Here is a 26,583-nt window from a genome sequence, read left to right on the forward strand (position 1 = left end):
ACGGCAAGCTTCCTCGGTTTGTCAACCTGCGGGATCTTGCCAGCCAATCCCCCCGAAGGAAAGCGAGTCGTTTCCCAGACACATCAAACCTCACCCAAGGTAACGAACCTAAGTTACCTCGAAATCTAGTCTTCCACAATCCTGCTATATATAATTAATTCATTAAAAAAGGAGTGCCTTTCAGCGCTCCTTTTATCGTCTGATCTTCTGTAAAAGGCGAAGGATTTCAATGTACAGCCAGACAAGGGTGACAATCAGTCCGAAAGCTCCGTACCATTCCATATGTTTCGGAGCTCCTCTTTTAGCACCTTCTTCAATAAAATCAAAGTCTAAAACAAGATTCAGTGCCGCAATCGCTACGATGAATAAGCTAATCCCAATTCCAACAGGTCCGCTTGAGTGGAGATAGGGGACTTGCATGCCAAAGAATATATTCAGGATAAAATTAATTAAATAAACAACAAAAATGCCAAGGGTAGCGGAAACAACCATCGACCTGAAATTTTTCGTTACTTTAATAATCCTTGTTGCATAAAGAATCAGCAGAACGCCCATCACTGCTAACGTAAGGGAAGCTGCTTGAATGACGATACCGGTATAGCTGGCTTCGAAAAAAGCCGAAATACCGCCAATAAAAAAGCCTTCCAGTGCTGCATAAATGGGGGCGGTTATAGGAGCGGCTTTGGGAATGAAGGCTGTGATTAATGCAAAGATTAAGCCGCCAATGGCACCAATCACCATCATCAGCGTTACATCAGCACCTAAAGAATACTGATACCATGTGTAAGCTGCCGTTCCGAGCAGGAAGAGGAATAATAAGCTTATTTTTGCCACTGTTCCTCCTAAAGTCATCGTAGCTCCTGCACTTCTTGATTGAAAGGTATTGTTTTTAAGCACCGGATTCCCTGTTCTCATAACCTTCACGCCCTTTTTGATAAAATCTATTAAATAATAATTGCAGTTATTCTTAAAAATTATACAAGATGATGAATGTCAAAGCTTTTCGGTTGATCAGCTTCTTCGTCCCACTCTACATGGATTTCGAAAGTTCCTTCTTTAAAAAAGTAGGGGAGGCGTTTGCGGAAGGAAGGCTGCATAGGAACTTGTTCTAGATCTTCAATATCTACCCAATGAAGATCTCCCTCTGGAGGATTTTCTAAAAGCTTCCCGGAAAAGTCACTTGTTATGTAGTTGAAGATCATGTAATGATCCAACGTTACAGGGTTTACATACTCATTGATTCCTTTGAAGCGTAAGTTCTTTACGTCAAGTCCTGTTTCTTCTTTAACCTCACGTATCGCACCGTCAACAATAGCTTCAGGGAAATCGACCTTTCCTCCAGGGGGGATAAAGCCATCAAAATCATTCCTTTTCCTGTCAATAAGCAAAATGGAATCTCCGTCCTTGATCATACAAACCGTCCATGCTTTGAAGTTGATTTTAGACATGTGTTTCTCCTAATGAGTGTACCATTTGTATAATTTCTTTGGTCTGCCGATCTTTTGATGACTGACGACTTGCTTTACTTTTCCTTCCTCAAGAAGGTGCATCAAATAACGGTACACTGTAGGATAAGCAAGACCGATTTTTTTAGAGATTACATCGACAGAATAAGGTTCACGATTTTCTTTTAAGAAATTAGCGATCGATTGAAGAGTTCCTTTGCTGATCCCCTTGGCTGTAAATACGTCTTCCTCTTCTTCCTGCACATTTTTCATATTTGCGATTTGCGCATGGAGTTTTATCCGAGATATCAAGTCTGGAGCTTTAACTGGCTTTAAGGCAAAATCCGTTGCTCCTTCTTCCAGAAATCTGTCCGCAATTTCCTGTCTCTCATCTACAGTCAAGACGAGAATCGGAATATACTCATTTTGTTTCCGAATCTCGCGGACAGTTTGAAGTCCGTCCATTTCGGGCATATGGTAATCTACTAAAATGACATCATATTCCCCTGATTTGAATTTTTCGATGCCTTCCCGACCGTTCTCTGCTGTATCGGAATCCCACTGGGCGTGCTTACAAAATTCGGTCAGCATATATCGAAGTGATTCATCATTATCAATGATCAAAATTTTCATCTCGTACCCTCTCCTTCGGTATATGAATCCAGAACGTCGTGCCGAATCCTTCTTCACTCTCAATCGTCAACTCAGCTCCGTGTTCCTTCACCACACTTTTAACAAATGTCAATCCTACTCCTGGGTGGGATTTCGTGCTGTATCCCGTATTCCAGATTTTCTCAATATTCTCTTGGCTAATTCCATGGCCGTTGTCTTTCACGCCAATTAATATGCCAGGATGATCCATCTCAGTACAAATGGTTACTCTTGCATCCGCTTGTCCTTCTACAGCGTCACTGGCATTATCAATCAGATTGACAAGCGCCCGTGTCATACGAATTTTATTAATATGAATTTCGATACGAGCATCGGCTTTAAGGTCAAACTCATAAATGGTGTCTGATTCGGATAGTTTATTAGCTCTTACATATTCAATAAAAGTTTTTAGCGTACACCAATTTTTCTTCTCATGGTACAAGATTTCTGAAACCATATCACTGGTGGATTGGATGGAAGATGAGATTTTATTCGTATAATTAAGAATCTCTGGATCTTCTGTCTTCATTTGAATGAGAGAATTCAAGCCTTCCATCAGAGATAAGGGGGTTTTTAAGTCATGTACAAGGTGAAGAGCTTCACGTCCTGATCTTGACTCCACCATGTCGAGCCTTGCGATGTCTAAGTCCTGTCTCATCTTTCGTTTTTGTTCTGATACGGTTAAATAGATAGTGAGGACGAGGGCGTTAATGAACGAAACCCCACATAAGACAAGACTGTAAAAAGAAAGGGCTCCATTAAAGCCGAGCTGCTCGGCAATCAATTTAACCTCTGTGGATAAAGGGCCGCCTCCGAACCCGAATGCAGTGAGGAAGGCTACCGTGTCGAGCCATTGAAAACCAAATAACAGCTGTGTAAGGATAAAAGCTTTAAATAAAGGCCGCAACTGCCCTTTTCCTAGTAAATGTAAGATGGCTATAGACAATAACAAGAGTAAGGCAGGTCCGCCAAAATGATAGTTTAATACACTATAACCGTTTATGATGAGATAAACCAGAGGGATAACGGTCAAAGGGACAATAAATTTGACCCATCCCTTTCCAGTATGAGCACTCAGTTCATCCCCTAAAAGCAAAGCCCCTATATAGTGAGGGAAAGCTCTTATAGTGTTGAGAAGGACTAAAGCAAATGCTGCTAGCATTAACGTGGTGCCATCAGGTTCCATTCTGAGTTTTTCCATTAAGGATCCAAGCCCTGACAATTCCACAGTAAGCCAAAGGGGCATCGTTGCCCCAACAATAATTAAGGCTATATTAATCCAGAAGCCTTTAGATTGAATAATGCTGTGCTTCATTGAGTCTCCCACCTAACGACGATCAATCTTTCTTTTTATTCTAATACAGCTACCAGTATTTTTCGATTCTTTTTTACTTGAAACCGCTAAAAGTCTAATGGAAGAACAGGCAGCAAATGGGATGGATTTGGTCGTAATAGCTTGTATAATAGAGGAGTAGGACAATTTTTGATTTGAGGGTGCGAGTATGATCTTAATTATCGATAATTATGATTCATTCACATATAATTTAGTTCAATATTTTAAACAGATGGACAGCCATGTAGTCGTCTATAGACATGATAAAGTGACGGTAGCTCAAATAGAAGAAGCAGACCCGGCCCTTATCGTATTGTCTCCTGGACCTGGCAGCCCTGAAGAGACGGGGATCAGTAAAGAGGTCCTGGATGTCTTTCATCAGAAAATCCCGATGCTTGGCATTTGCTTAGGTCATCAGTTAATCGTGGATTATTTTGGAGGAAAAGTAGCAAAGGGCCACAGACCGATGCACGGCAAAGTCAGTTCCATCACACACGATGGGAAAACTGTATTCGAAGGAATGGATAGTCCGTTAAATGTCACTCGTTATCATTCTCTTATTACACCTGATGAGAACCTTCCTTTATCACTCGAAGTCAGCGCACGTACATCAGATGGTGTCGTCATGGCTTTTCGCCACAAAAAGTTTCCGATAGAGGGCATTCAATTTCATCCAGAATCCATATTGACAGAGTATGGGTTTGAGATGCTGGAGAATGCGTACCGCAATGCTTTAGCTATTAGAAACAGGAAGTTAAGTGAGGTACTTGTATGAATAATCCCTATCTATTATTTGAATTCAAAGATTCGGATGGAATACAAAAGTCAAAAGTGTTTACTAAACCAGAGCAGGTGATAAAGGCAGTCACCCTGGAAGGAGTAGAAGAGGCTTTTCAGCGTGTAGAAAAATTTCTCGCCCGAGGGTTTTATGCTGCAGGCTACGTCTCCTATGAAGCTGCTCCAGCATTTGACTCTGCTTTTACTGTATCATCGAAAGCAGAGTGGCCTCTTGTGTGGTTTGGAATATTTAAAAGTCCCGAATCCTTCCAGGACCCTGGGCAATTAGGTACTTATGAAGTATCAGGTTGGCACGCCGATGGGGATTATCAGGAGTATGCAGACGGAATTAAGAAAATTAAACAAGCGATTGAACAAGGAAATACGTACCAGGTGAATTACACGACAAGACTTCAATCGACATTTCACGGGGATGATTTCGCGTTTTACAGACAGTTGGCAGATAATCAGAAATCATCATACAGCGCTTATTTAAACATGGGGGAATTTCGGCTATTGTCCGCTTCCCCTGAGTTGTTTTTCCGAATTGATGGAGATACCATTACGACAAAACCCATGAAAGGGACAGCTAAAAGGGGAAGGTGGACAGCAGAGGACGAAGGGCAAAAGAAGCGGCTTTATTCATCTGATAAAGAACGCTCAGAAAACCTAATGATTGTAGACCTGCTCAGAAATGATCTTGGTAGAGTAGCTGTGCCGGGTTCTGTAAAAGTTCCTCGCTTATTCGAAATAGAAACATACCCTACCGTTCATCAGATGACCTCAACCATCACAGGAAAGCTCCCAAGCAACACATCGATGATGGAAGTGTTCCAGGCCCTTTTCCCATGCGGATCGATTACTGGAGCTCCAAAAGTGAGGACAATGGAGTACATTGAAAAACTTGAACAATCGCCTCGGGAGGTTTATTGCGGTGCGATTGGTTATATGACACCTGATCGCGAAGCTGTATTCAACGTCCCGATCCGAACCGTAATGATTAATCATGATTCAGGAAAAGCCATTTATGGAACAGGAGGAGGAGTGACGTGGGATTCTACTTCCAAAGGAGAATACGAAGAAATTCATACAAAGGCTCGCCTCCTTACAGAGAAGAGACCAAACTTTGAGCTTTTGGAGACGATGAAGCTTATAAATGGAAATATCCCACTGCTTGAACGGCATTTAAGTAGAGTTGCTCTATCTGCCCGTTATTTCGAATATCCGCTTGATATTCAAAAGCTGCGTACAAAACTTTTAAAAATTGCTGCTGAATATGAGAGGGGATTATATAAGATACGGATGTTAATCGAACCGTCTGGAATGCCAAGCTTCGAAATGACGGCTATAACGCAAACCTTAGAAGAAGTCACCTGTTCCCTTGCAATAAAACCGATCGATGAAAGCAACCCTTTCTTTTATCATAAAACGACAAACAGGGAGATGTATCGCGAACACAATGATCCTCAAGCGTTTGCAGTCTTATTGTGGAATTCAAAGGGGCAGCTTACGGAATTCACTATGGCAAACCTTGTTGTCAAAGAAGGAGAGGGTTACTACACGCCCCCTGTGGAATCAGGTTTACTCGCAGGTACCTTTCGAGAAAAGCTGATAGAAGAGGGAAGGATTCAAGAGAAGGTTTTGTATAAAAAAGATCTCGATCATTTTAATGAAATTTGGATGGTTAATGGTGTAAGGGGATGGGTGAGAGTTAAGATGGCCCGTCACTTATAGAAGATTAAAGGAGATGTAGACATGAAGAACGTTGTATTTTACGATGCCCAATGCCCCTTCTGCTTTCAAGTGAAAAGGATATTTCGTAAATTTGATTGGCTCAACCAAGTGAAGTGGGTGTCTGTTCAGGAAGTGGAGAAGTCCGGGAAGTATTCATATCTTGAAGGACGTAACACCTTAGATGAAATACACATGCTTACGAAGGAAGGGGAGATCAAGCAAGGGTTTGCTACCATTCGTTACCTTTTGCTCGTTCTTCCTCCGGTTTCGATTCTAGGTCTGATTTTGTATCTGCCAGGAATGAATCGAATGGGCTCTCCTTTATACCGGTGGTTTTCCAGCCGCCGTTATCAGTGGTTTGGACGCTATGAGATCCCGAGATACGCATAAAAAAGATCTCCGGTCGGAGATCTTTTTATTTTTTCTTCTTTTTTTTATTGAAGCTATATGTCCCTAAAATGATAACAATGACTCCAAAAATAAGCGCTTGCCAACTATCATTTACAAGTCCCTGATAGAGTCCGTTTGCTATGAAAAGAATACTTAAAAAAATAAAAATGAGCAGGGAAATCTTATTCATCTTTAAATCTCCTTTTTCTGTCTTTAATTCGCAATAAGAACTGGGGTAATTAAAAGAGGAAGAATCAGTAGCTTTTTTAACACACCCTCTTCTTTCGTATTCTAGTGTTGGCATGCCTGATGTGTACTAGTCACCACCTAAGCGATACAGTGGGTTACGTTACATATAAAAATGACATAACAAAAAATGAAAAGGATGCTCCTTCTATAAGAATAATGACGGCCCAGGCAATGACCATGAAAGCTGATGTCACCATCCATGCAGAGGATTTAGCAAGAAAACGTGGATCGTTGCGTCTCTCACGAATTACATTTTTCATAAAGCCCTTCATTTAGCTTAACGTAAAGTTTACTTTACCAATAATGTGTCGTTCAACACATTATTTCTTAAAATGGAAATGGACAGGTAAACATTTTACAAAACAGTAAAGCCCCTTTATTATATAAGTATAATAAATACGAGGAGAGCGGCTATGAGTATTTCATACACCTATATTGGTGAAAAAATTACTGAAAGTAAAGAAGAGCTGGCATTGATTTTGACTGAATTGGAGAAGAAAGAGGAATCGGGTGAATTAAGTGTTCGGCTGAAAGAAAAAAGGTTGGAGTTGCTGAACTTTATTTCTGAAGGTCTCCTGAATAAAGGGACTTATCGTGTAGAGAGCTTGGAGCAATGGATCTCAGAGACCGGAGAAATAGGATGGGAAGAAGGAGTTTCGCTTCAATACCTTCAGACATCCATCAATTTTGTGAAAAATGCAATCTGGTACATATTCGAAGAGGATCGACTGAACCAATCGTTCTCTTCTGCTACGATTCTTTACGTGATTAAAACCATCTCACCTTTATTTGATACGGTTACATCGAAGCTTAGCGACGTTTACATTAAACATCACCAGGAAGATTGGGAAAAGGCTCAGGAGGTAGTAGAGGAGCTCTCAGTTCCGGTTGTCCCGATAACGAAGGGGATTGCTGTTTTACCGCTCATTGGAGAGATTGATTCTGATCGTGCCCAATTAGTCATGGAAACATCTTTGCAGCAAAGTACAGAACTGGACTTGAGTCATTTGTTTATTGATATCTCTGGAGTTCCTGTTATTGATACAGTGGTTGCTCATAATATTTATCAGGTAGTCCATGCTCTTGAATTAGTAGGAGTAAAAACGACCATGACCGGTATTCGTCCGGAAATTGCGCGCTCTGTGGTAGGGATGGGAATGAAATTTACTCAGATTTCAACTAAAGCCAGTTTGCATCAGGCTCTAGATGACATTGGACTTGTAAAAGAATTAAATGAATATTAGTATTCAGAAAAGGGCCTCGTGACGAGACCCTTTTCTTTATGATTCCCTTATTATGAGGAGTGAGACGGCTCTGCTACCTTGACGAGCTGCTTTCCTAAATTGGAACCCTCGAACAAGCCGAAGAAAGCATCTGGTATATTTTCAAATCCTTCTACAACCGTTTCTTCATAAGTAAGTCTTCCTTCTTTCAACCATTTAGAAAGCTCATCGAATCCTTCTTTAAAGCGATCTTGATAGTCACCGACCGTAAATCCTTTAATCAATGCGCTGGATTTGATTAAATGCATCTGCATTCTTGGTCCTTGGTCATTTGGTACATTGTAGGAAGCGATTGCACCGCACTGAGTAATTCGAGCGAACTTATTCAGTTGAGGATACACGGCATCAGAGATGTCTCCGCCCACGTTGTCAAAATAAACATCAATGCCATCTGGGCATGCCTTCTGGAGCGCTTCGTACACATTTTCTTTTTTATAGTTGATGGTTTCATCAACGCCAAGCTCATCTTTCAAGTAGCTGGTTTTCTCATCAGAACCAGCAATGCCGACAACGCGGCAGCCTACGATTTTTCCAATCTGTACAACGGTAGTTCCTACAGCACCAGCAGCTCCAGAAACAACAATCGTTTCTCCTTCTTTAGGCTGTCCGATATCCATCAAGCCAAAGTAAGCGGTTAGTCCAGGCATACCCAGGACTCCTAAAGAAGTTGTGACCGGTCCGAGACTCGGGTCGATTTTTCGAAGAGAATCAGCTTTTGCTACAGCATATTCCTTCCAAGGAAGCATACCTGTAATGATATCACCTTCAGAAAGATGAGAGGCTTTTGAATGTGTGACCTCTGCTATAGCACCGCCTTCGATCGGTGCGTTCAGTTCAAAAGGAGCAATATAAGACTTCGTGTCATTCATCCGCCCTCTCATATAAGGGTCGACGGATACATAAAGCATTTTGACTAGTACTTCCCCTTCACCAGGTTCTGGCTTTTCGCTTTCTACCATTTCAAAATGTTCATGGGTAGGTGCAGCTTCTGGTCGTTTTACGAGATGTATTTCATGATTCATCTACAAAACTCCTTTCTGAAATCTATCCCTATTGTATCTTGGAATAGGGGGAAGATGGAATTGATTTGATTACCAAACAAGTTTTGGATGCGTTACTATAGATATAATGAGGAGTACGCAGGGAGGAATTGTTGTTTTGAAGAAAGAAAGATTATATGAAAAGGTAAAATTCGTTGAAGGAGAGAATTTTGTAACGGTTGAAGACACTCATCAGTTATCGTCTGATGAAGTTCTAATGTTAGCTGAAGAACTAGTAAAGGATGAGCGTATCCAGAAAGTAGATCATTTAACGATACTGTTAGAGGATTCTTTGGCCGCACAAGTGGGTAATCGCCTTGAAAACCTTCAATTCAAACTCCGCGATCAGAGTGTTTTTGTCCGATGTGATTTGCAGCAGGTAGAACCTGAGGAAGCCTTTGTTTTAAAATCGTTACATGAAGTCTCTTCTGAACAGTTCAAAAACATTTGGGGAAAGGCTATGGAAGGTTCACTCAACGCTGCTTCCTACTTGGATATGGATGAACAGATGAAAAGTGTTGAAAAAGAACTCGGGCCATCCTATAAGGATTCATGTTGTATCGCCTTTGAACAGGGAAAGCCGATAGGCGTTGTTATGCCGCACATTGAACCTGGAACAGAGGGAGAGGGCCGTATTTTTTATTTTGGGCTGATTCCTGAGGAGCGTGGAAAAGGAAAAAGCTCTGCTTTATATCGTCAAGGCTTGTTTCTATTAAAAAAGAAATTTGGAGCTTTCTACAGCATTGGAGCAACGAGCGTCAAAAATGTGCCGATGCAGAAAGTATTTGAAAATAATCAATGCACCATCATAGATCGTGTGAAAGTATATAGTCGGAAGATTGGAGGGAAGTAGGTTGCAGTTACATACGTCTATCAAAGGTGAAGGAGACCCCATCGTCTTTTTACATACGGGACTTCAAACAGGACAGACAGACTTTCAATATCAATCGGAGTATTTCAGTAATAATTATCAAATACTATTACCTGATCTTAGAGGTCACGGCAATTCCTTCAGCGATGATTTCAGCCATTTTTTTGAGGATTCAGCTAAAGATTTAGAAGAAACCTTAAATGTTTACAATATTGACTCCGTACACTTGGCAGGATGCTCGCTTGGGGCCCTTGTCGGGATCTTTTTTGCTCAACGCTATCCAAGCAGGGTGAAAAGTCTGTGCCTGTCAGGAGTCTTGCCTGAAAAGCCTGCAAACTGGAGGTACATGCACAGACAAGAGGTGGAGAGGCAGCGGCGGCTGCTCAGGAACGAAGAACAGGTTCATTATTTTAACCAATTACATAATACAAATTGGCGAGAATTCATTTATTTGGCCCGAGATGAGGAATGGTATCCTTTTGAACAAACAAGGGCCATAAAGGAATTGCAGGTTCCTATCTTATACTTAACAGGAGAAAACAATTCACATGAATTAAAAGGAGCCTCGATTTATGGTGAATGTGAACACGTCCATGTGGCTCTTTTACCATTCGCCGGTCACTTAGTCCATCAAGATCAGCCCGAGCTTTATACATTCATACTAGAGCAATTTATAAAAAGACACACATAAAAAGACGCGTCCCTAATCATGAGGACGCGTCTTTACAGTTAGACTTGATTGGCAGCTTTTAATTCTTGATACTCTTCATCTGTAAAGGCCCTTGACCTTGATAAAAACCTCTTTCCTTCAACCCCTTCCAAGGAGAACATCCCACCTCGGCCATCAACGACATCAATGATCAACTGAGTATGCTTCCAATAGTCATACTGTTTTTTATTGATGTAGAAAGGGGTTTGACCGATTTCTCCAAGTAAAACATCCTGACTGCCGATCAGCAGGTCTCCCTCTTGATAACACATAGGAGAACTGCCATCACAACAGCCGCCCGATTGGTGAAACATGAGGGGGCCGTGTTTTTCCCTTAATTTTTCGATTAAATCGAGCGCGGCATCCGTAGCGGTTACACGTTCGACCATTTTATTCATCTCCTCACTTAATGTTGTATTTCTTTGAAGAGAGAGGACATTGACGATTAAAAGAACCCAAGCTTCTGAGGGCTGTAGCTTACAAGCATGTTTTTCGTCTGCTGATAATGATTCAGCATCATCTTATGGTTTTCGCGTCCTATTCCGGACATCTTATATCCGCCAAACGCTGCGTGAGCAGGGTAGGCGTGGTAGCAGTTAGTCCAAACACGACCAGCTTCAATGCCTCTTCCGAAGCGGTAGGCTGTGTTCATATCACGAGTCCATACACCAGCACCTAAACCGTAGAGAGTGTCATTTGCGATGCTCATGGCCTCTTCTTGGTCTTTGAATGTCGTGACAGATAGAACTGGTCCGAATATTTCTTCCTGGAATACACGCATTTGGTTATTCCCTTTGAAAATAGTCGGCTGAACGTAATAACCATCTTTAAAGTCTCCATCTAACTGATTTCTTTCTCCGCCAACAAGACACTCAGCACCTTCTTCTTTACCGATTTGAAGGTAGGAAAGGATTTTCTCCAGCTGTTCCGAGGAAGCTTGAGCACCCATCATGACTTCAGGATCAAGAGGGTTACCTGATTTAATAGATTTCACTCGCTCAATCGCACGGTCCATAAATTGATCGTAAATAGATTCCTGGATCAGAGCACGTGAAGGGCATGTACAAACTTCACCCTGGTTCAAGGCGAACATGACCATTCCTTCAATCGTTTTATCTAAGAAATCATCATCTTCTTTCATCACGTCTTCAAAGAAAATGTTCGGTGATTTACCACCAAGTTCAAGCGTGACAGGAATGATATTTTGCGACGCATACTGCATAATCATACGGCCAGTTGTAGTTTCTCCAGTAAACGCGACTTTATTGATTCTAGGGTTTTGCGCTAAAGGTTTTCCTGCTTCAAGACCAAAGCCGTTGACTACATTCAAGACTCCGTCAGGCAAAAGGTCCTCGATCATTTCAAGGAAGTAAAGCATAGAAGCAGGAGTCTGCTCTGCTGGTTTAAGCACAATAGCATTTCCAGCAGCTAAAGCAGGGGCTATTTTCCAAACGGCCATTAAGAGTGGGAAGTTCCATGGAATGATTTGTCCTACAACGCCAAGCGGCTCATGGAAGTGGTAAGCGATCGTATCATTATCAATCTCTCCGATCGATCCTTCCTGTGCGCGGATAACGGAGGCGAAATAACGGAAGTGATCAACAGCAAGAGGAATATCGGCATTTAACGTTTCGCGAACAGCTTTACCATTTTCCCACGTTTCTGCCACGGCAAGTTTTTCTGAATTCTCTTCCATACGGTCTGCAATACGGTTTAGGATTAATGATCTTTCAGCTGCAGAAGTCTTACCCCACGCATCTTTCGCCTTATGAGCAGCGTCGATCGCTAGTTCGATATCTTCTTCTGTAGATCTGGCAACCTGACAAAAAGGCTGGCCAGTCACAGGGGTGACGTTTTCGAAGTATTCACCTTTTACAGGGGGAGTCCATTTTCCACCAATAAAATTATCGTAACGTTCTTTGTACTGAACAATGGATCCTTCTGTGTTCGGAAATGCATAAACCATTATGTTCATTCCTCCTATATCGCAATTTGTGAGAGCGCTTACAAACAAGGGTATGTAAATGTAAGTCACTTACTTTGAAACTATCACTTTAACAGAATCTTGTCAATTATTAGAAAATAAAGCCGTTTGTACGCTGTTTTTCTGCAGTCTTTACACCATTTGTTATAATAGTTTTATCTAAGATAGAAAAGGGGAGCGTAAGATGACGACAACGAACCGAATTATGCTTGTTGATGGAATGGCACTATTGTTCCGTGCCTTTTACGCTACAGCAATGAGCAATTATTATATGATTAATAGTAAGGGTATTCCTACAAACGGGGTATACGGAATGCTGAAACACCTATTTACAGCCATTAACACATACCAGCCTACGCACGTCGTGTGCTGCTGGGACATGGGAAGCCAAACTTTCCGTAATGACATGTTTCCAGAATACAAGGCTAACCGAGGGGCGCCGCCTGAGGAGCTCATTCCTCAATTTGACTTGGCGAAAGAAGTTGTGGAGTCCTTAAATATCCCGAATGTGGGAGAAGTGGGCTACGAAGCGGATGATTGTATGGGAACGCTGAGCCGTTTATACAGCGAGCACTCTCAAGTGTTTCTTTTGACAGGCGATCAGGACCTGCTTCAGTTACTAAAGCCAAACGTACGGGTTGTATTACTGAAAAAAGGGTATGGGAACTATGCGGAATATCACGAAGATTCTTTTGTAAAAGAAAAAGGAATCACGCCTTCGCAGATGATTGATCTTAAAGCTTTAATGGGCGACAGCAGTGATAATTATCCAGGAGTTAAAGGAATAGGGGAGAAGACAGCGCTGAAGCTTCTTCTAAAGTACGAAACCATTGAAGGTATCCTTGATAACTTGAACGAATTGACAAAAGGACAGCGTGCCAAGATTGAACAGGATCTCGAAATGCTTCATCTATCAAGAAAACTTGCCAGAATTCACTGTGAAGCAGGTATCGATTGTTCTCTGGATGATGCGCTATTTTATGTTGATGATGATAAAATGAGCTCTAAATTTGAAGATTTGGAATTTAGGAATTGGAAGAAAAATATCCTAGGTCAATAAAGAAACGGGAGCATGAAGGTGCTCCCGTTTTTCTTATAAGAGGTCTTTCTTTGGAGAATGATTAATGCTATTTGCTTTCTTGAAATAGGTAGCGGATTTTTTGTAAAGTCGCTTTTCAAAACATAGTTTGGCTAAAAGTTCTAAAAAATATCGGTAATCTTCAAAGTCATTCGATTGCTTTAAATCTGGAATGATTTGATTCTCTAACTTTTGTAAAAAGAAGTCTTCATGCATTGTATTATTCATACGGCATTTTAGAGTGAAAAGCTTATGTTTATATTTTATATGGTTGTATTTCTCAGCTAAAACTGCTCCAGATGCAAGGAATTCTTTTGATTTTTCAATATCTCCATTGTAATAGCAAGTTAAAGCGAGTAAATAGGTAGTATTTGATTTAAGAATATTCTCGTCTGTTTCAATACTGCTGGCGCGTTTTAAATAGTCGAAAGCAAGATCATATTTTTCCTGGTGAATATAAATGGCTCCAAGATTATGAAAGACCCTTCTTTTCTCTAACGGTTTTAGCTGATACTTTGCCATTTTTAATAAGTCCAGGAAATATTTTTCGGCAATAGTATGGGCGTTCATTCTATTGTAATTGATAGCTATAACCATGATGCTATCTACGATCTTTGAGTAATTAAGGCTTTTTTTGTAACCTTCAATCGCCTTTTTTCCATAAACATTTGATTCAACAAATTGCCTTGTGTGAGAGTAAGTTAAGGATAAATGAAAATAGATTTCGGTCTCATTATAGGAAATTTGATTAAGTAAAGAGAGGGATTTTAAAAAATGTTGAGACGCTGTTTTAAGTTCAAATTTCAAAAAATAATGAAGCCCAATAACTTTATGGTAAAAAAACTGATATTCGTTAGTTGAATTTACCAGAAGCCCCTCTAACTCTTTATATAGTCCATTGTCCAAAAGTTGATTCGTTTTTGTCATGTGATGTCTGGCAGCAATCACTTTAAATAAATTTAGTAAATCAATGTTATGATTTTCTTGGAGCGCAATCTCACATTTATTTTTTAAATGATCCATTAAAGTGAAATCCCGTAATTGCGAAGCCTCATGCCAACTTAGTAAAGTTTGATGAATCTCTTCATCAAACTCTTGGTTAATATCAATTAGACGGATGCCTAATCGTTCTCCGAGGAGTCGATAAATTTTTTCACTGGCTTGTATTGTATTATTTTCGATTTTACTTAAGTAAGAAACAGAGCAGATGCCTTTAGAGAGCCCCTCAAGTGTAAGATCTCTGAGCTTTCGATTCTGTTTAATAAGCGACCCTTTCACTAAAAGCCCCCCTTGCATAAGACTAATATCTTTAGCTGAATTAAAAATGTTTATTATAGTAAGTCTTTTTTCTGTGTTTCCTTATAGTTATTCGCTTCTTTGAAGAACATGGCTGACTTCTTGTACATTCTCTTTTCATAATAGATATTGCCAAGCATCACTAGCAGATTTCTATATTCTCCGTATTGGTTATTTTCTCTTAGGGTAGGGATAATTTCATGCTCTACCTGGTTAATAAATTGATCTTCATGAGTAGTTTTATTGATTGTATTTTTTAAAATGAAGAACTTGTATTTGAAAAAGGTGATATTGCGCTCTTCCGATTTCTTCTCACCTTCCTCAATGTAGTTCCAACAGTCCTCAATATTGCCGCGGTAGTAACTGGTTGAGGCAAGTAAATAGAAGGTGCTGATTTCGAAAAATATTTCATCAGTATGAATGTTGAATGCCTTATCTAACATATCAAAAGCTTCCTCATATCTCTCTTGATTAGCATAGATGAACCCTAAGTTATGATATATTCTTCTTTTCTCTAAAGATCTCAAATGATATTTTGAAATCTTTAACAGTTTCAAGTAATACTCTTCTGCTAATGAAAATATATTTAGTGCCCTATAATTAATCGCTATAATCATATACGTGTCAACGATTCTTTCATAATCCAGTTCATTTAAGTATCCATCTAATGCCATATGAGCGTAATAGTTCGATTCCACAGCGGCGTGGGTTTGTGAGTAGGCTAGGGCGAGATGGAAATACACTTCTGTATCGTTATGAGGGACTTTTCCTAAAAGTACTTCTGCCTTATGGAAATGGTACAAAGCTTCCTTCAGTTCGAGTTTCAAGAGGGAATGAACCCCTAGAACTTTATGGTAAAAAAACTGAAATTCTTTAGTAGAGTTCGGATAGATATTGCCTAATTCTTTTAAAGTTTCTTCATCTACCACTTCATCTTCAATCTTACTGTTATGTCTTGCAAGAATGACTTTATATAAATTTACTAATTCAACATTACGGTTATATTCTAAAGCTTTTTTATTTTTCTCATAGTATTCTTTCATAAGTGGGAAGTCTCTAAGTTGAATCGCCTCATGCCAGTTTATCAAATCAAGATAAATGGTTTCATCAAATTCTTGATTTATGTCTGTAAGCGCGATATTAAGACGTTCCCCCAATAGACGATAGATTTGCTCACTCGCGTTAATTGTATTGTGTTCAATTTTACTTAGATAAGAAACAGAACAAATTCCTCTGGCCAGTTCTTCTAAAGTCATATTATTTAATTTTCGGTGTTGTTTGATTAATGATCCTTTCACCACGAACAACTCCTTTAAAAACACCTAAGTACACACATTATATCAAAATACCAAAGGTTACAATCGTTTTTCACTTAAAATCGTTAAAGGATGGAGTGATTAATCACAAAAAAGCCACCTTCTTAAAAGGTGGCCAGTTGCAATCGTTTATAGTGTCTTCAAGGCTTCCTCAATTTGAGTGTCGCCTGAGATCATTTCAAATGTTTTGTGGTAAGCGTTTGGGTCTTGAAGAGCGGCAATCATTGTTTTGGCCACATCTGCACGTGGGATTGTGCCTCGTTCGACCGTTTCGCCTACCTGAATTTTGCTTGTGCTTTCTTCATGGGTAAGGCCACCTGGGCGGACAATGGTGTAATCCAGCTCAGTAGATCTTAAATAATCATCTGCTTCGCCTTTCATTTCTAAATAATGTTTAAGCTGTTCTGGGCCGCGATCCGGGTCGCCTGCACCCATTCCGCTTAACATGATAAATTTCTTAATTCCTAAATTTTCAGTAGCTTTAATTAGATTGATGGCACCATCACGATCGACAGCTTCTGTTTGATCAGCGCCTGTGCTTGCCCCAGATCCTGCTGCGAACATGACCGCATCCATTCCTTTGACTGCATAGCCTACATCTTGCTGGGTAACATCAGCTAGAACCGGAGTCCCGCCTAATTCCTCTATCTTAGCTTTTTGTTCTTCTTTTCGAATCAAGCCATAGGGCTCGTGACCATCTTCTTTTAAATATTGAATAAGTAAACGGCCTGTATGTCCGTTAGCACCTGCTACGAGTACTTTCATGAATCAAAACCCCTTCCATATAGTATCTCTCGGTGTAATAAATAGCCTTTTTACAGCTATGTTAAACATGCATGCTAGTCAGTTAACCTGGGAAGGAAAACAGAGCTCCTGATAGTTGCACCGCGCGCATATATGAGGGTTATCTTGCATTGGGAAATGATTAATCGGTAAAGGCCGGTTCTTTTCCGGTTCTTTTAAATAGGATTTCATTTGTTCCATACTTGATTGAAAAAGAAGTTGGACGTTGATCAAATCTTGCTCTTTTAGTTGATGTTCAACATGTGTGCCTTCCAGTAAGTATTCGTTCCGGATAACGATATCATCAATGGATGCTATATTGTGCTTCTGTTTTATATAAAGAGCATATAACGCTAGTTGGTTTCGATCTTCATCTGAAGACTTTCCGGTTTTCCAATCTACGATAATCCATTTGTTTTTGTTTAGATCTTTATAGACTAGGTCCATGACTACAAAAATCTTTACTCCATCTGCTTTCATATATCTGAAGCTTTCAGAGTCCACAAATTTCATTTGATCTTTTTTCAATACATCTGAAAAAGACTGGCTGGCAAAGAAGTTTTTTACGGTGGCAGATAGCCGGTCTGTAATCTTTTTAATCTTAGAATCTGGCAACGTATTTGACTGACTGTAATAGATTTCATGCAGCATTGTGTAATGCTTTGGCCGATGATGCCATAGGTGTTCTTTTCGTGTTGATTCAATAAACCCACGATTGAGGTGGTGTCTGATTTCATCCATGACAGCTTCCTCAGAAGGGATCTGTTTATCGAACCGGACATTTTGAATGATTTGATAAATGAGGTCGTGAACCACACTTCCAAAATGCATTTCTAAATTTGTAATTTTTTTCAGACGATAGGTTTGCTTCGCTAAAGTGTCTGCGTGACTGAGCCAGCCGTTATGGGAGAGGTAGTAATCATAAGCGTACTTCCTCAAGCAGGTTAACATGGTCTTATGCCTGGATAGGGACCATGAAAATTCAGGGTAGGGTTTTATCTCGAACATATAATGATCCTCCGAACATCATAGCATTTACTATTCATCGTAATTCAATAAAGTGGTATCGTCATGTAATTTGTTCAATGGAGTGAATACCATAATCTTTCAAGCTGACTTTTCTATTAATCACAACTACACCTTCACTTTCAAGATTCATTCGCTGAACATCTGCGGATGCTTCATCTTTAATAACGATGTTTCCTTGAGCGTTAACCACTCTGTGCCATGGCAGGTCGTATTTTTGGCTCATAGAATGAAGGATTCTAACAACTTGTCTTGCTGCACGGGGACTGCCGGCAAATCGTGCAACCTGGCCATAGGTCATGACTTTACCTTCGGGAATACTTTGAATTATGTTAATTGTTTTTTCAGTAAAAGGCTTCAAATTAGATCCTCCTCGTTGTTATCTTATCGTAAAGAAAGAAGGTATGAATAGCGTATCTAAAAGGAAATTTGATACAATTCTTATAAGAAAGGGAGGAGTATTGATCGAATGAGTATACCAAGAGTGTTGTCTATCGCAGGCTCAGCCTCGCAGGGAAGTGCAGGAATCCAGGCTGATTTAAAGACGTTTCAAGAATTTGATGTATATGGTATGAGTGCCATTACCGCAATTGTCGCCAATAATTCAACCACTGACCAGGGGATTTTTACTCAGCCTATAGAGTCTATCGAGGCGCAGATTCATGCTTCGTTAGAACATGTAGGAGCAGATGCATTAAAGACAGGGATGTTGTTCACTAAGGAGATAATCAAACGGACTGCTGAGTTGATCCAGGAATCTAATGTAGAGCATATAGTCATTGACCCTGTGATGATTGGGAAAATGGGTTCACAGCTTCTTAAAGATGAAGCGATTGAGGTGCTGGTTAACGAACTGGTTCCAAAGGCGACCATTATAACTCCCAACCTGCATGAAGCTGCCAGAATGCTAGAGTGCTCACTTCCTAAAACTCCGGAGGATATGAAAATCATAGCTCGAGATTTATACAGTCTCGGTTCTAAGTATGTATTATTAAAAGGAGGAGCTCTTGAAAACTATCCGGCAGTGGACATGCTTTATGATGGTAAAAGCATTGTCGAGTTGGAATCTGAGCGTATTCCGACTGTTCATACAAGTGGAGCGGGCTGTACGTATTCAGCAGCCATCGCCTCGGAGCTTGCAAGAGGTTATGATGTGGAAGATGCTGTGAGGAGAGCAAAATCATTTGTTACAAGTGCGATTCGTTACGCCTTATCATTTGATCGGGGGATAGGTTCTACTTACCACGCTGCTCACAGGACTAGACGTTAATTATATCAGATGCCTCAACTAATAAAAATGTCCCGGGGTAGAGACTAAGGAAGGTAGAGGAAATATGGTTGCTACACATTTATTCATGTTTGGGTCCTCCCCCCCTTTTAATGAGCAGCTTGCTTTGAAATTTTCACAGTGCATAAATGGTGGGAAAATTGCTGTTTTATATTTAGATAGGGAAGGCGCTGAAATCTATTTACCAAAGTATTGGAAAGGAATTAATAGCTCAAGTTCTTACTGTATGGCTTTGAAAGAAAAGTATGGGCGTGATGAATTAAAGACTTTAAAATCATGTCAAGGAGTGATCATAGGCGGTGGGCATACGGAAGCCTATAGAAGTTTCATTGTAGAAACGGAGCTAGGTTCCATTTTGAAAGAATTATATTATGAGGGAATTCCCATTGCAGGTTTTTCCGCAGGAGCATTAATTTGTCCTGAGATGTGCGTAATATCTCCTAATGATAATGAAGAGGGGAGTCAGCTTTTTCAAAGAGGGATGGGGTTGGTAGATGACATTGTCATTTCGGCTCACTATTTAGAGTGGAATGAAGAAGCCAACCTTGAGAAAGCGATCGAGCGCACGAAAGCCTCTATCGGAATAGGTATTGCTGAAAATGCTGGTATCTATTTGTTAAACAATAAACTGACATCTGCTGAAGGCTACATACACATTCAATATAGTGCTTAGAAGGCTTTTTTTAAAGTGAAAATTCCCTTAGTTAAGCCTAATGAAAAAGCGACTGATCAGTCGGATCAGTCGCTTTTTTTACATACATTATCCAAAAATGCGGTCGTATTTATCAATTTGTTTCTTTCGCTCTACGTCCCAACGGTTTTCCGGATGTTCTTTACATTCAGTTGTACATGCAGCATGCTGCTTTTCTTCACACTCTTTACAGCAAACGTACTGACGATTGCACACCGGGTTACTGCAGTTAATCATGCGGTCTTCAGGTTTACCACAGTGCTCACACTCAGCAATCACTTTCTCTTCCACCTGGTTGACGGGTACAGAAATACGCTCATCGAAGACGTACATTTTCCCATCGAAAAGCTCGCCTTTTACTTCAGGGTCTTTTCCGTAAGTTGTAATTCCACCCTCAAGCTGGTACACATCATCGACACCGTTTTTCTTAAGAATACCTGTCAGCTTCTCACAACGGATACCTCCAGTGCAATAAGTCAGAACTTTTTTGTCCTTCCATTGATCTGCATTTTCAGCAATCCATTCTGGGAATTCACGAGAGTGGTTAACTTCTGGTCGAATAGCATTGCGGAAGTGACCAATGCGATATTCATATTCGTTTCGACCATCAATTACAATCGTATCGTCACTTTTTAGCATCTCGTTGAACTCTTTTGGCTTCAAGTGTTTTCCGCCGAAGGTTTTTGGATCGATATCATCATTTTCGATGCTCCAGTTGACAAGCTCAGGCTTTACGCGGCAATGCATTTTCTTGAAAGCATGGCCCTCATGCTCGTCGATCTTGAAGTGGATGTCAGCGAAACGCTCGTCAGAACGTACATAATCCATATATTCTTCCACTTGTTCAACGGTACCAGATACCGTTCCATTGATTCCTTCAGGGGACACGATGATACGACCTTTCAACCCAAGGTCTTTACAAAATTTCAAATGGTTTTGGCAGTATTCTTCATATTCAGGAAGATCAGCATACTTGTAATACAACAGAACTCGGTAATCTTTTGAGCTCATTGGTAATTCCTCCTATATTAATATCTATATCAGTATAAATTAATGGAAAACAGTAATGTCCACACTTCATCATATTCGATTTCAAATTAGATTTCAAATGTAAAATTATTGAACATTTGCTATCTCTTTCACTTTTTTTGAATACAAAAAGAGAATAGAAGAGGAAGCTGCCATTAGAACAATCAGCAGTCCGAACGGAATCCGGAAGTCAGCAGCCGTATAAGGCTGTTTATTTAGTTCTAATAGAATCCCGGCGACTACAGAACCAGTCGCGCTTCCAATGAAATGAATTTGCTGTTTTAAGCCGATCCCAGTTCCGATCTGAGCACTGGGTAAGATTCGGGATATTTCATTGGTTGAACTGGAGGACAGACTTGAAAACCCAAAACTTGTGAACATGTAAGCAGTCATAATCATGTAAGGAGATAAACCGGCAAAAAAGAAAAAGATAAGCGCAGAGATCATTAATAGTCCATGTGCTAAATAGAGCACTCTCAAGTTTCCGTAAGCGTCAATCAACCGACCGACATAAATAGCCGCTACAGCCGACAAAATAGCACCTGGAAAAATGATGAAACCAATTGTTGCTGCCCCTTTGTCATAAACCTGTTCAAGCATAATTGGCATTAGGAACAAAACAGCGAAGTGTAAAGTAAAGCCGATATAGCTCATTAAAACGATACGGCGATAAGGTCTATTCAAAACTAATTCGGGCTGTATGAAAGGAGCAACTGTTCGGTTCACACGCCACCATAATAGAGCTGCGGAAATGAGCCCTCCTAATAAATATAGGCTAATAAAGGTAGAGATATACAGTAAGAACATCGTTGCACTCGTACCAGACAATAGAGCCCCTGCCAGATCGAATTGTCCTTTTTCTGCTGACTCTTTCGGCATAAAGCGATATAAAACAGGTATGACCAAAAAGACCATGACGGTAACAATGAATAGGTAATTCCAATCTAGATAATCAGTGATTACTCCTCCAGCCACAGGCCCTAAACCAAAGCCCAGAGAAGTTGCAGAGGCAATTAAAGCAAAAGCGCTGCCTCGGCGTGTTATAGGGATATATCTACCGGCAAATACCATTGATAAACCTGGAATAGCTGCTGCGCCAGAAGCCTGGCATAAGCGTGCAGACAGCAGCCACAAATAAGAATCTGCAAAGAATCCCAGAACCGATGAAAGACTGAATATTAAAATACCGATACTTAATAAGGTACGAATCGGATAATAATCGGATAGTCTTGTGTAGGTGATTGTACAAATCGCCAAAACGATCGAATATCCGGAGACTATCCAAGCCCCTTCAGACGGCTGGAGGGAGAAGTCTTTTAAGATATTTGGTAAAGCTATATTAAACATCGTCGTATTCATTACTACGATGAGTATGGATGCACTCAAAATAAACACAGTACGAAAGTGTTCATTTGAAGGAGCAGGTGCATGTTGCATCTCATGTCCTCCTTTTTACGACTATTTAGACACTCGAAATACTATACCACAACATTGCCGATAAGAAAATTAGAGAATGTTTTTCTAGACATAAACCACCTCAGGTCATCCAAATTATGGATGACCTGAGGTGGGGAGAGGCTTTATCAATTATTTTAGTGTTGCACCTAGAACAGATTCGAAGTGATTAAGGGCCCATTCATGCCCTGGCTGGTTAAAGCTGGCTACAGCGTCTTTATAAATCACGATTTTGTAGCCGAGATTATAGGCGTCCATTGCCGTATGAAGGACGCAAATATCCGTGCAGACACCTACTAAATGAACTTCTTCAATATTTCTTTCTCTTAACTTCACATCCAAATCTGTTCCTGCAAAAGCACTATAACGTGTTTTATCCATGTAATAAACATGAGGTTTCTCCGCATGTTGTTTATAGATTTCTTCTATAAGACCAAAGAGCTCCCGTCCAGACGTGCCTCGAAGGTTATGAGGAGGGAAGAGCTTAGTTTCAGGATGATACGGATCTCCTTCTTCATGGACATCAATCGCAAACACGACGTAATCTTCACTTTCGATGAAATTCTTTGTCAGTTCCCCGATCCGTTTCTCTATAAGTTGACCCGGTTCCCCGCAAGTCAAAGCTCCTCCATCTGCAACAAAATCATTCGTATAGTCAATGTTAATCAAAGCTCTTTTCATCCTGGACCCTCCTAGTGTCTTTACACCTATCTTAACAGATTTAAAATCACTTGGAATAGCTAGCATTACGATGATATCTCACTCCGGCGGAACTCTTATGAAGAGTAATTAGCATGAAGACCCCACAAGCTAGTAGTAGAGAGCTTGTAACGAAGAACACTGCGGAAAACCCAAATGCACCGGAGAGCATGCCGCCCATGGCTGGACCGATAATATTACCAAGAAAACGAATACTCGTATTGTATCCTAATACCTCTCCCTGCATAGCTACAGGAGCTTCCTGACGAATATATGCTGTTCTGACTGGAATGATTCCGCCAATGGATACGCCAAGCAAGAAACGTAAGAGCACCAGCTGCCAAATATTCGTTACAAAGGCTGCGGGTATATAAACAAGTCCAGCCATGAACAACAGGAAAATGAGAATCTTTACGTAACCTTTTTGATCAGCAATACGTCCCCAGCGTCTAGCCATCATCAAGTTTCCAAGTCCAGCTGCAGAAAAAGCGATACCGGAAAATAAGGCAAGGTTTTCTGGCCCATGCAATTCACCGACAAATAACGAAAGAATGGGCTGAATGCTGAAGTGAGCGATTTGTACGAATAGGGAAATAATCATAACCATCATCAATACAGGTTTTTTTACAATGTGAGCCAGTACCTCTTTTGAATTGTAAGATGTCTGTTCTTTTTCATCTTCCTTTTCTATTCTTTGTTCATGAATGCCTAAAAAAACGATCACTGCCGAAATTCCAACGGTAATGGATACAAACTGAAAAGTTGTCGAATATCCGATCACATCCGCAATCCAACCTCCGAGCATCGGGCCGAGGAGACTTCCGGTAATACTTCCGGTTTGTAAAGTACCTAAGACTTGGCCTGCAATATTCTTAGGTGTCTGCGTTGAAATTAAGGCCTGGGACATGGGAATAAACCCAGTAAATACCCCCATGAACAGCCTGAGAAAAAATAATTCCCATACCGAATCAGCGAATCCCATTAATAAAACCGATAAGGCAAGGCCTGAGGCAGAAAGGATTAAAATGTTCTTACGTCCATAACGATCCCCAATCTTTCCCCAGATCGGTGAAAAAATGAAAGCTGTCACAAAGGTAATTCCGAATACCCACCCTGACCATGTCTGTACATAGGAAGCAGAGTAATCACCAAATTCCTCTATATATAACGATAAAAACGGCAAGACCATTGTGATGCTGCCAGCAATGAAAAAGTTGGCAAACCACATGATCCATAAATTTCTTCGAGCACGTTGTTCTTGATTAAGGATAACCATTCACTTCTTCCAATTATTTATTTCGTAACCCTAAATATATGTACCACAACTAAATAGAAGTTAAAAGAAATAAGCTTAAAAAATTTGGCGTATTTTGTCACATTAGTTTCACTGGGTCAATCGAGGGATATGGGGTAATAAATAAATAGCTTGCGAAACTTGTATATACAAATTATAATAAAAGTGTTTGATGTATATACAAGTAAGCGTGTACACTATTAATGTAAGCGTTTAAGGGGGACATACGATGTTTAAGAAGTTGTTTGGAAATAAAGAGAAGTCAGTAAGTCTTTCAGCACCAGTTACAGGGGAGGTTGTAGCATTAGAAGAAGTGCCGGATCCAGTATTTTCACAGAAAATGATGGGGGAGGGAATCGCTGTCGATCCTTCTAAAGGTGAAGTTCTAAGTCCGGTTGATGGAGACATCGTTCAACTTTTTCCTACAAAACACGCTGTAGGAATTAAAACCAAAAGTGGAGTGGAAATTCTTATCCATATCGGCTTAGAAACAGTGGCAATGGAAGGGGAAGGCTTTGAAGCTTATGTATCACAAGGAGATAAAGTAAAAGCAGGTGACAAGCTTATTACTTTTGATATGGACCTTGTAAAAGAAAAAGCAAAAAGTACGGTTACACCAATCATTATTACGAATAGTGACGATTTTAGCGTTGAGCTTAACGATGAAAAGCAAGTAACAGCAGGAACCACGAAATTGATGACGGTGAATAATAAGTAAAGTTACATCAGGGAGGGTAATGAATGGACTTAAAAAAACAAGCTGAACAAATTTTAGAAGCCATTGGTGGAAAAGAGAATATTTCGGCAGCAACTCACTGTGTCACCCGTCTCCGTCTTGCTCTAGTGGATGAAGGGATTGTTGATCAAGAGAAGCTCAATAATATTGACGCTGTCAAAGGATCTTTTTCTACGAACGGTCAATTTCAAATTGTTATAGGTCAAGGTACAGTAGATAAAGTTTATAAAGAGTTTATTGCACTTGCTGGTATTGGAGAGCAATCAAAAGAAGAGGTTAAGGAAGCCACTGCCCAAAAAATGAATCCGCTTCAAAGAGCGATTAAGACGTTAGCAGATATCTTCATTCCTATTTTGCCAGCAATCGTTACTGCCGGTTTGTTACTCGGGATCAACAACATTTTAACTTCTCCGGGTATTTTCTTTGATGAACAATCTGTGATTGATGTTTATCCGCAATGGTCTGATATAGCCAATATGATCATCATCATAGCCAATACGGCATTCGTATTTTTACCCGGGCTCATTGGTTGGTCTGCGGTTAAGAAATTCGGAGGAAGTCCAATACTTGGTATAGTCATCGGTTTGATTCTTGTTCACCCAGACTTATTGAATGCATGGTCTTATGGGGAAGCAGTGAAAGAAGGTAACGTACCTGTTTGGAACTTGTTTGGTATGGAAGTCGAGAAGATTGGTTACCAGGGACAAGTGTTACCTGTACTAGTAGCCTCATACTTATTAACGCAGATTGAACTGTTTTTACGTAAAAGGATTCCAGATAGTGTGCAATTGTTATTCGTCGGTCCTATTGCTTTGCTGGTAACTGGTTTCCTTACATTTATCATTATCGGCCCTATTACATTCGCTATTGGTAACTGGATCACTGACGGTCTTGTAGCTACATTTGATACATTCGCATGGTTAGGTGGGTTAATCTACGGTGGACTCTATGGCGTGCTTGTTATTACAGGTATGCACCATACATTCTTGGCGGTAGATATTCAGTTGGTCGGTAGTACCGGCACCACATTCCTATGGCCGATGCTCGCCTTATCCAACATTGCCCAAGGTTCAGCTGCATTTGCCATTATGGCTGCGTCTAAGGACGAAAAGCTGAGAGGGCTTGGATTCTCAACAGGAGTTTCAGCTTGGCTAGGAATTACAGAACCTGCATTATTCGGTGTTAACTTACGTTTCAAATATCCGTTCATATTCGCAATTGCATCTTCCGCAATCGCCGGGCTTTATATTTCCTCTCGAGGTGTTGTAGCAAGCTCCATTGGTGTTGGAGGAGTACCTGGGATTTTCTCTATTGTAGCTGAGTATTGGCTTGATTTCGCGATTGGTATGGTCATCGTAATTGTGCTGCCTCTTGTAGGAACATTCCTCTACGCGAAACGCAAAAAAGATGTTTAAAATGAAGAACG

Annotated in this window: 29 protein-coding genes; 11 read left to right on the plus strand and 18 right to left on the minus strand. The window is 40.4% G+C overall.

Features of this window, described 5'->3' with window-relative positions; genetic code table 11:
- Positions 1-192: 192 nt before the first annotated feature.
- Genes HM131_RS03100 through HM131_RS03115 form a run of 4 tightly spaced genes read right to left on the minus strand, consistent with a single transcriptional unit; the run spans position 193 to position 3,411 of the window.
- Positions 193-915, minus strand: coding sequence for a Bax inhibitor-1/YccA family protein (locus HM131_RS03100; protein ID WP_085027837.1), 723 nt, complete (start codon positions 913-915; stop codon positions 193-195).
- A gap of 59 nt (positions 916-974) precedes the next feature.
- Positions 975-1,448, minus strand: coding sequence for an 8-oxo-dGTP diphosphatase (locus HM131_RS03105; protein WP_085027840.1), 474 nt, complete (start codon positions 1,446-1,448; stop codon positions 975-977).
- Positions 1,449-1,457: 9 nt separating this feature from the next.
- Complete coding sequence (locus HM131_RS03110) at positions 1,458-2,078, minus strand: response regulator (RefSeq protein ID WP_085027842.1); 621 nt, start codon at positions 2,076-2,078, stop codon at positions 1,458-1,460.
- Entirely contained in the window at positions 2,059-3,411 is a 1,353-nt protein-coding gene (locus HM131_RS03115) for a sensor histidine kinase (RefSeq protein WP_232324863.1), read from the minus strand. Before HM131_RS03115 ends, HM131_RS03110 begins: the two co-directional genes overlap by 20 nt.
- A 187-nt stretch (positions 3,412-3,598) precedes the next feature.
- Here HM131_RS03115 and HM131_RS03120 point away from each other — a divergent pair, with 187 nt between their 5' ends.
- From HM131_RS03120 to HM131_RS03130, 3 genes are read left to right on the plus strand one after another with little or no spacing between them, the layout of a single operon-like run.
- Positions 3,599-4,204: an anthranilate synthase component II gene (locus HM131_RS03120; RefSeq protein ID WP_085027844.1), complete on the plus strand. Its 606-nt coding sequence runs from the start codon at positions 3,599-3,601 to the stop codon at positions 4,202-4,204.
- The gene (gene pabB / locus HM131_RS03125) at positions 4,201-5,940 is read left to right on the plus strand and encodes an aminodeoxychorismate synthase component I (RefSeq protein WP_085027846.1); all 1,740 of its coding nucleotides are present in this window, start codon (positions 4,201-4,203) and stop codon (positions 5,938-5,940) included. The genes HM131_RS03120 and pabB overlap by 4 nt, the downstream gene beginning before the upstream one ends.
- A gap of 21 nt (positions 5,941-5,961) precedes the next feature.
- Positions 5,962-6,330, plus strand: coding sequence for a thiol-disulfide oxidoreductase DCC family protein (locus HM131_RS03130; RefSeq protein ID WP_085027848.1), 369 nt, complete (start codon positions 5,962-5,964; stop codon positions 6,328-6,330).
- 25 nt (positions 6,331-6,355) lie between these two features.
- Here the strand turns inward: HM131_RS03130 and HM131_RS21030 are convergent, their stop codons facing one another.
- Both HM131_RS21030 and HM131_RS20555 read right to left on the minus strand, forming a co-directional pair.
- Positions 6,356-6,520, minus strand: coding sequence for a hypothetical protein (locus HM131_RS21030; RefSeq protein WP_232324864.1), 165 nt, complete (start codon positions 6,518-6,520; stop codon positions 6,356-6,358).
- Positions 6,521-6,674: 154 nt separating this feature from the next.
- Positions 6,675-6,839 (minus strand): hypothetical protein, encoded by a 165-nt coding sequence (locus HM131_RS20555; RefSeq protein WP_157130751.1) that lies wholly within the window; start codon positions 6,837-6,839, stop codon positions 6,675-6,677.
- A 153-nt stretch (positions 6,840-6,992) separates the two neighbouring features.
- On the opposite strand from HM131_RS20555, the gene HM131_RS03140 reads away from it, so the two are divergent.
- Positions 6,993-7,823 (plus strand): STAS domain-containing protein, encoded by an 831-nt coding sequence (locus HM131_RS03140; RefSeq protein ID WP_085027852.1) that lies wholly within the window; start codon positions 6,993-6,995, stop codon positions 7,821-7,823.
- Between the two features lie 50 nt (positions 7,824-7,873).
- On the opposite strand, the gene HM131_RS03145 is transcribed toward HM131_RS03140, so the two are convergent.
- Positions 7,874-8,884: an NADP-dependent oxidoreductase gene (locus HM131_RS03145; protein WP_085027853.1), complete on the minus strand. Its 1,011-nt coding sequence runs from the start codon at positions 8,882-8,884 to the stop codon at positions 7,874-7,876.
- A 136-nt stretch (positions 8,885-9,020) separates the two neighbouring features.
- On the opposite strand from HM131_RS03145, the gene HM131_RS03150 reads away from it, so the two are divergent.
- Positions 9,021-9,755, plus strand: a complete 735-nt coding sequence (locus HM131_RS03150; RefSeq protein ID WP_198162708.1) for a GNAT family N-acetyltransferase — start codon at positions 9,021-9,023, stop codon at positions 9,753-9,755.
- A 1-nt stretch (position 9,756) separates the two neighbouring features.
- A complete protein-coding gene (locus HM131_RS03155; protein ID WP_085027858.1) occupies positions 9,757-10,464 on the plus strand; it encodes an alpha/beta fold hydrolase in 708 nt (235 codons plus the stop codon).
- Between the two features lie 38 nt (positions 10,465-10,502).
- Here HM131_RS03155 and HM131_RS03160 read toward each other — a convergent pair whose 3' ends face one another.
- Together HM131_RS03160 and exaC are read right to left on the minus strand one after the other, a co-directional pair.
- Entirely contained in the window at positions 10,503-10,871 is a 369-nt protein-coding gene (locus HM131_RS03160; protein WP_085027860.1) for a DUF779 domain-containing protein, read from the minus strand.
- 56 nt (positions 10,872-10,927) lie between these two features.
- Entirely contained in the window at positions 10,928-12,448 is a 1,521-nt protein-coding gene (gene exaC, locus HM131_RS03165; RefSeq protein ID WP_085027862.1) for an acetaldehyde dehydrogenase ExaC, read from the minus strand.
- A gap of 202 nt (positions 12,449-12,650) precedes the next feature.
- On the opposite strand from exaC, the gene HM131_RS03170 reads away from it, so the two are divergent.
- On the plus strand, positions 12,651-13,526 hold the full coding sequence (locus tag HM131_RS03170) for a 5'-3' exonuclease (protein WP_085027864.1): 876 nt from the start codon (positions 12,651-12,653) through the stop codon (positions 13,524-13,526).
- Between the two features lie 33 nt (positions 13,527-13,559).
- Here the strand turns inward: HM131_RS03170 and HM131_RS03175 are convergent, their stop codons facing one another.
- The 5 genes from HM131_RS03175 to HM131_RS03195 form a co-directional block, all read right to left on the minus strand.
- Positions 13,560-14,822: a helix-turn-helix domain-containing protein gene (locus HM131_RS03175; protein WP_085027866.1), complete on the minus strand. Its 1,263-nt coding sequence runs from the start codon at positions 14,820-14,822 to the stop codon at positions 13,560-13,562.
- A 53-nt stretch (positions 14,823-14,875) separates the two neighbouring features.
- Positions 14,876-16,138 (minus strand): helix-turn-helix domain-containing protein, encoded by a 1,263-nt coding sequence (locus tag HM131_RS03180; RefSeq protein WP_085027868.1) that lies wholly within the window; start codon positions 16,136-16,138, stop codon positions 14,876-14,878.
- 147 nt (positions 16,139-16,285) lie between these two features.
- A complete protein-coding gene (locus HM131_RS03185) occupies positions 16,286-16,921 on the minus strand; it encodes an SDR family oxidoreductase (RefSeq protein ID WP_085027870.1) in 636 nt (211 codons plus the stop codon).
- Positions 16,922-16,999: 78 nt separating this feature from the next.
- Entirely contained in the window at positions 17,000-17,947 is a 948-nt protein-coding gene (locus tag HM131_RS03190; protein ID WP_085027872.1) for a PD-(D/E)XK nuclease family protein, read from the minus strand.
- Positions 17,948-18,008: 61 nt separating this feature from the next.
- Complete coding sequence (locus tag HM131_RS03195; protein WP_085027874.1) at positions 18,009-18,326, minus strand: MGMT family protein; 318 nt, start codon at positions 18,324-18,326, stop codon at positions 18,009-18,011.
- A gap of 108 nt (positions 18,327-18,434) precedes the next feature.
- On the opposite strand from HM131_RS03195, the gene thiD reads away from it, so the two are divergent.
- Together thiD and HM131_RS03205 are read left to right on the plus strand one after the other, a co-directional pair.
- Complete coding sequence (gene thiD, locus HM131_RS03200) at positions 18,435-19,235, plus strand: bifunctional hydroxymethylpyrimidine kinase/phosphomethylpyrimidine kinase (RefSeq protein WP_085027876.1); 801 nt, start codon at positions 18,435-18,437, stop codon at positions 19,233-19,235.
- Positions 19,236-19,299: 64 nt separating this feature from the next.
- Positions 19,300-19,926, plus strand: a complete 627-nt coding sequence (locus HM131_RS03205) for a Type 1 glutamine amidotransferase-like domain-containing protein (protein WP_085027877.1) — start codon at positions 19,300-19,302, stop codon at positions 19,924-19,926.
- An 87-nt stretch (positions 19,927-20,013) separates the two neighbouring features.
- On the opposite strand, the gene trhO is transcribed toward HM131_RS03205, so the two are convergent.
- The 4 genes from trhO to HM131_RS03225 form a co-directional block, all read right to left on the minus strand.
- The gene (trhO, locus tag HM131_RS03210; RefSeq protein ID WP_085027879.1) at positions 20,014-20,955 is read right to left on the minus strand and encodes an oxygen-dependent tRNA uridine(34) hydroxylase TrhO; all 942 of its coding nucleotides are present in this window, start codon (positions 20,953-20,955) and stop codon (positions 20,014-20,016) included.
- Positions 20,956-21,060: 105 nt separating this feature from the next.
- Complete coding sequence (locus tag HM131_RS03215) at positions 21,061-22,410, minus strand: MFS transporter (protein WP_085027881.1); 1,350 nt, start codon at positions 22,408-22,410, stop codon at positions 21,061-21,063.
- A gap of 150 nt (positions 22,411-22,560) precedes the next feature.
- Entirely contained in the window at positions 22,561-23,109 is a 549-nt protein-coding gene (locus tag HM131_RS03220) for a cysteine hydrolase family protein (RefSeq protein WP_085027883.1), read from the minus strand.
- Positions 23,110-23,155: 46 nt separating this feature from the next.
- Positions 23,156-24,403, minus strand: a complete 1,248-nt coding sequence (locus tag HM131_RS03225) for an MFS transporter (RefSeq protein ID WP_198162710.1) — start codon at positions 24,401-24,403, stop codon at positions 23,156-23,158.
- Between the two features lie 247 nt (positions 24,404-24,650).
- On the opposite strand from HM131_RS03225, the gene HM131_RS03230 reads away from it, so the two are divergent.
- Together HM131_RS03230 and treP are read left to right on the plus strand one after the other, a co-directional pair.
- On the plus strand, positions 24,651-25,139 hold the full coding sequence (locus HM131_RS03230; RefSeq protein ID WP_085027884.1) for a PTS sugar transporter subunit IIA: 489 nt from the start codon (positions 24,651-24,653) through the stop codon (positions 25,137-25,139).
- Positions 25,140-25,162: 23 nt separating this feature from the next.
- Positions 25,163-26,572 (plus strand): PTS system trehalose-specific EIIBC component, encoded by a 1,410-nt coding sequence (gene treP / locus HM131_RS03235; RefSeq protein WP_085027886.1) that lies wholly within the window; start codon positions 25,163-25,165, stop codon positions 26,570-26,572.
- Positions 26,573-26,583 lie beyond the last annotated feature (11 nt).

Source organism: Halobacillus mangrovi (assembly GCF_002097535.1).
Classification (GTDB): Bacteria; Bacillota; Bacilli; order Bacillales; family Halobacillaceae; genus Halobacillus; species Halobacillus mangrovi_A.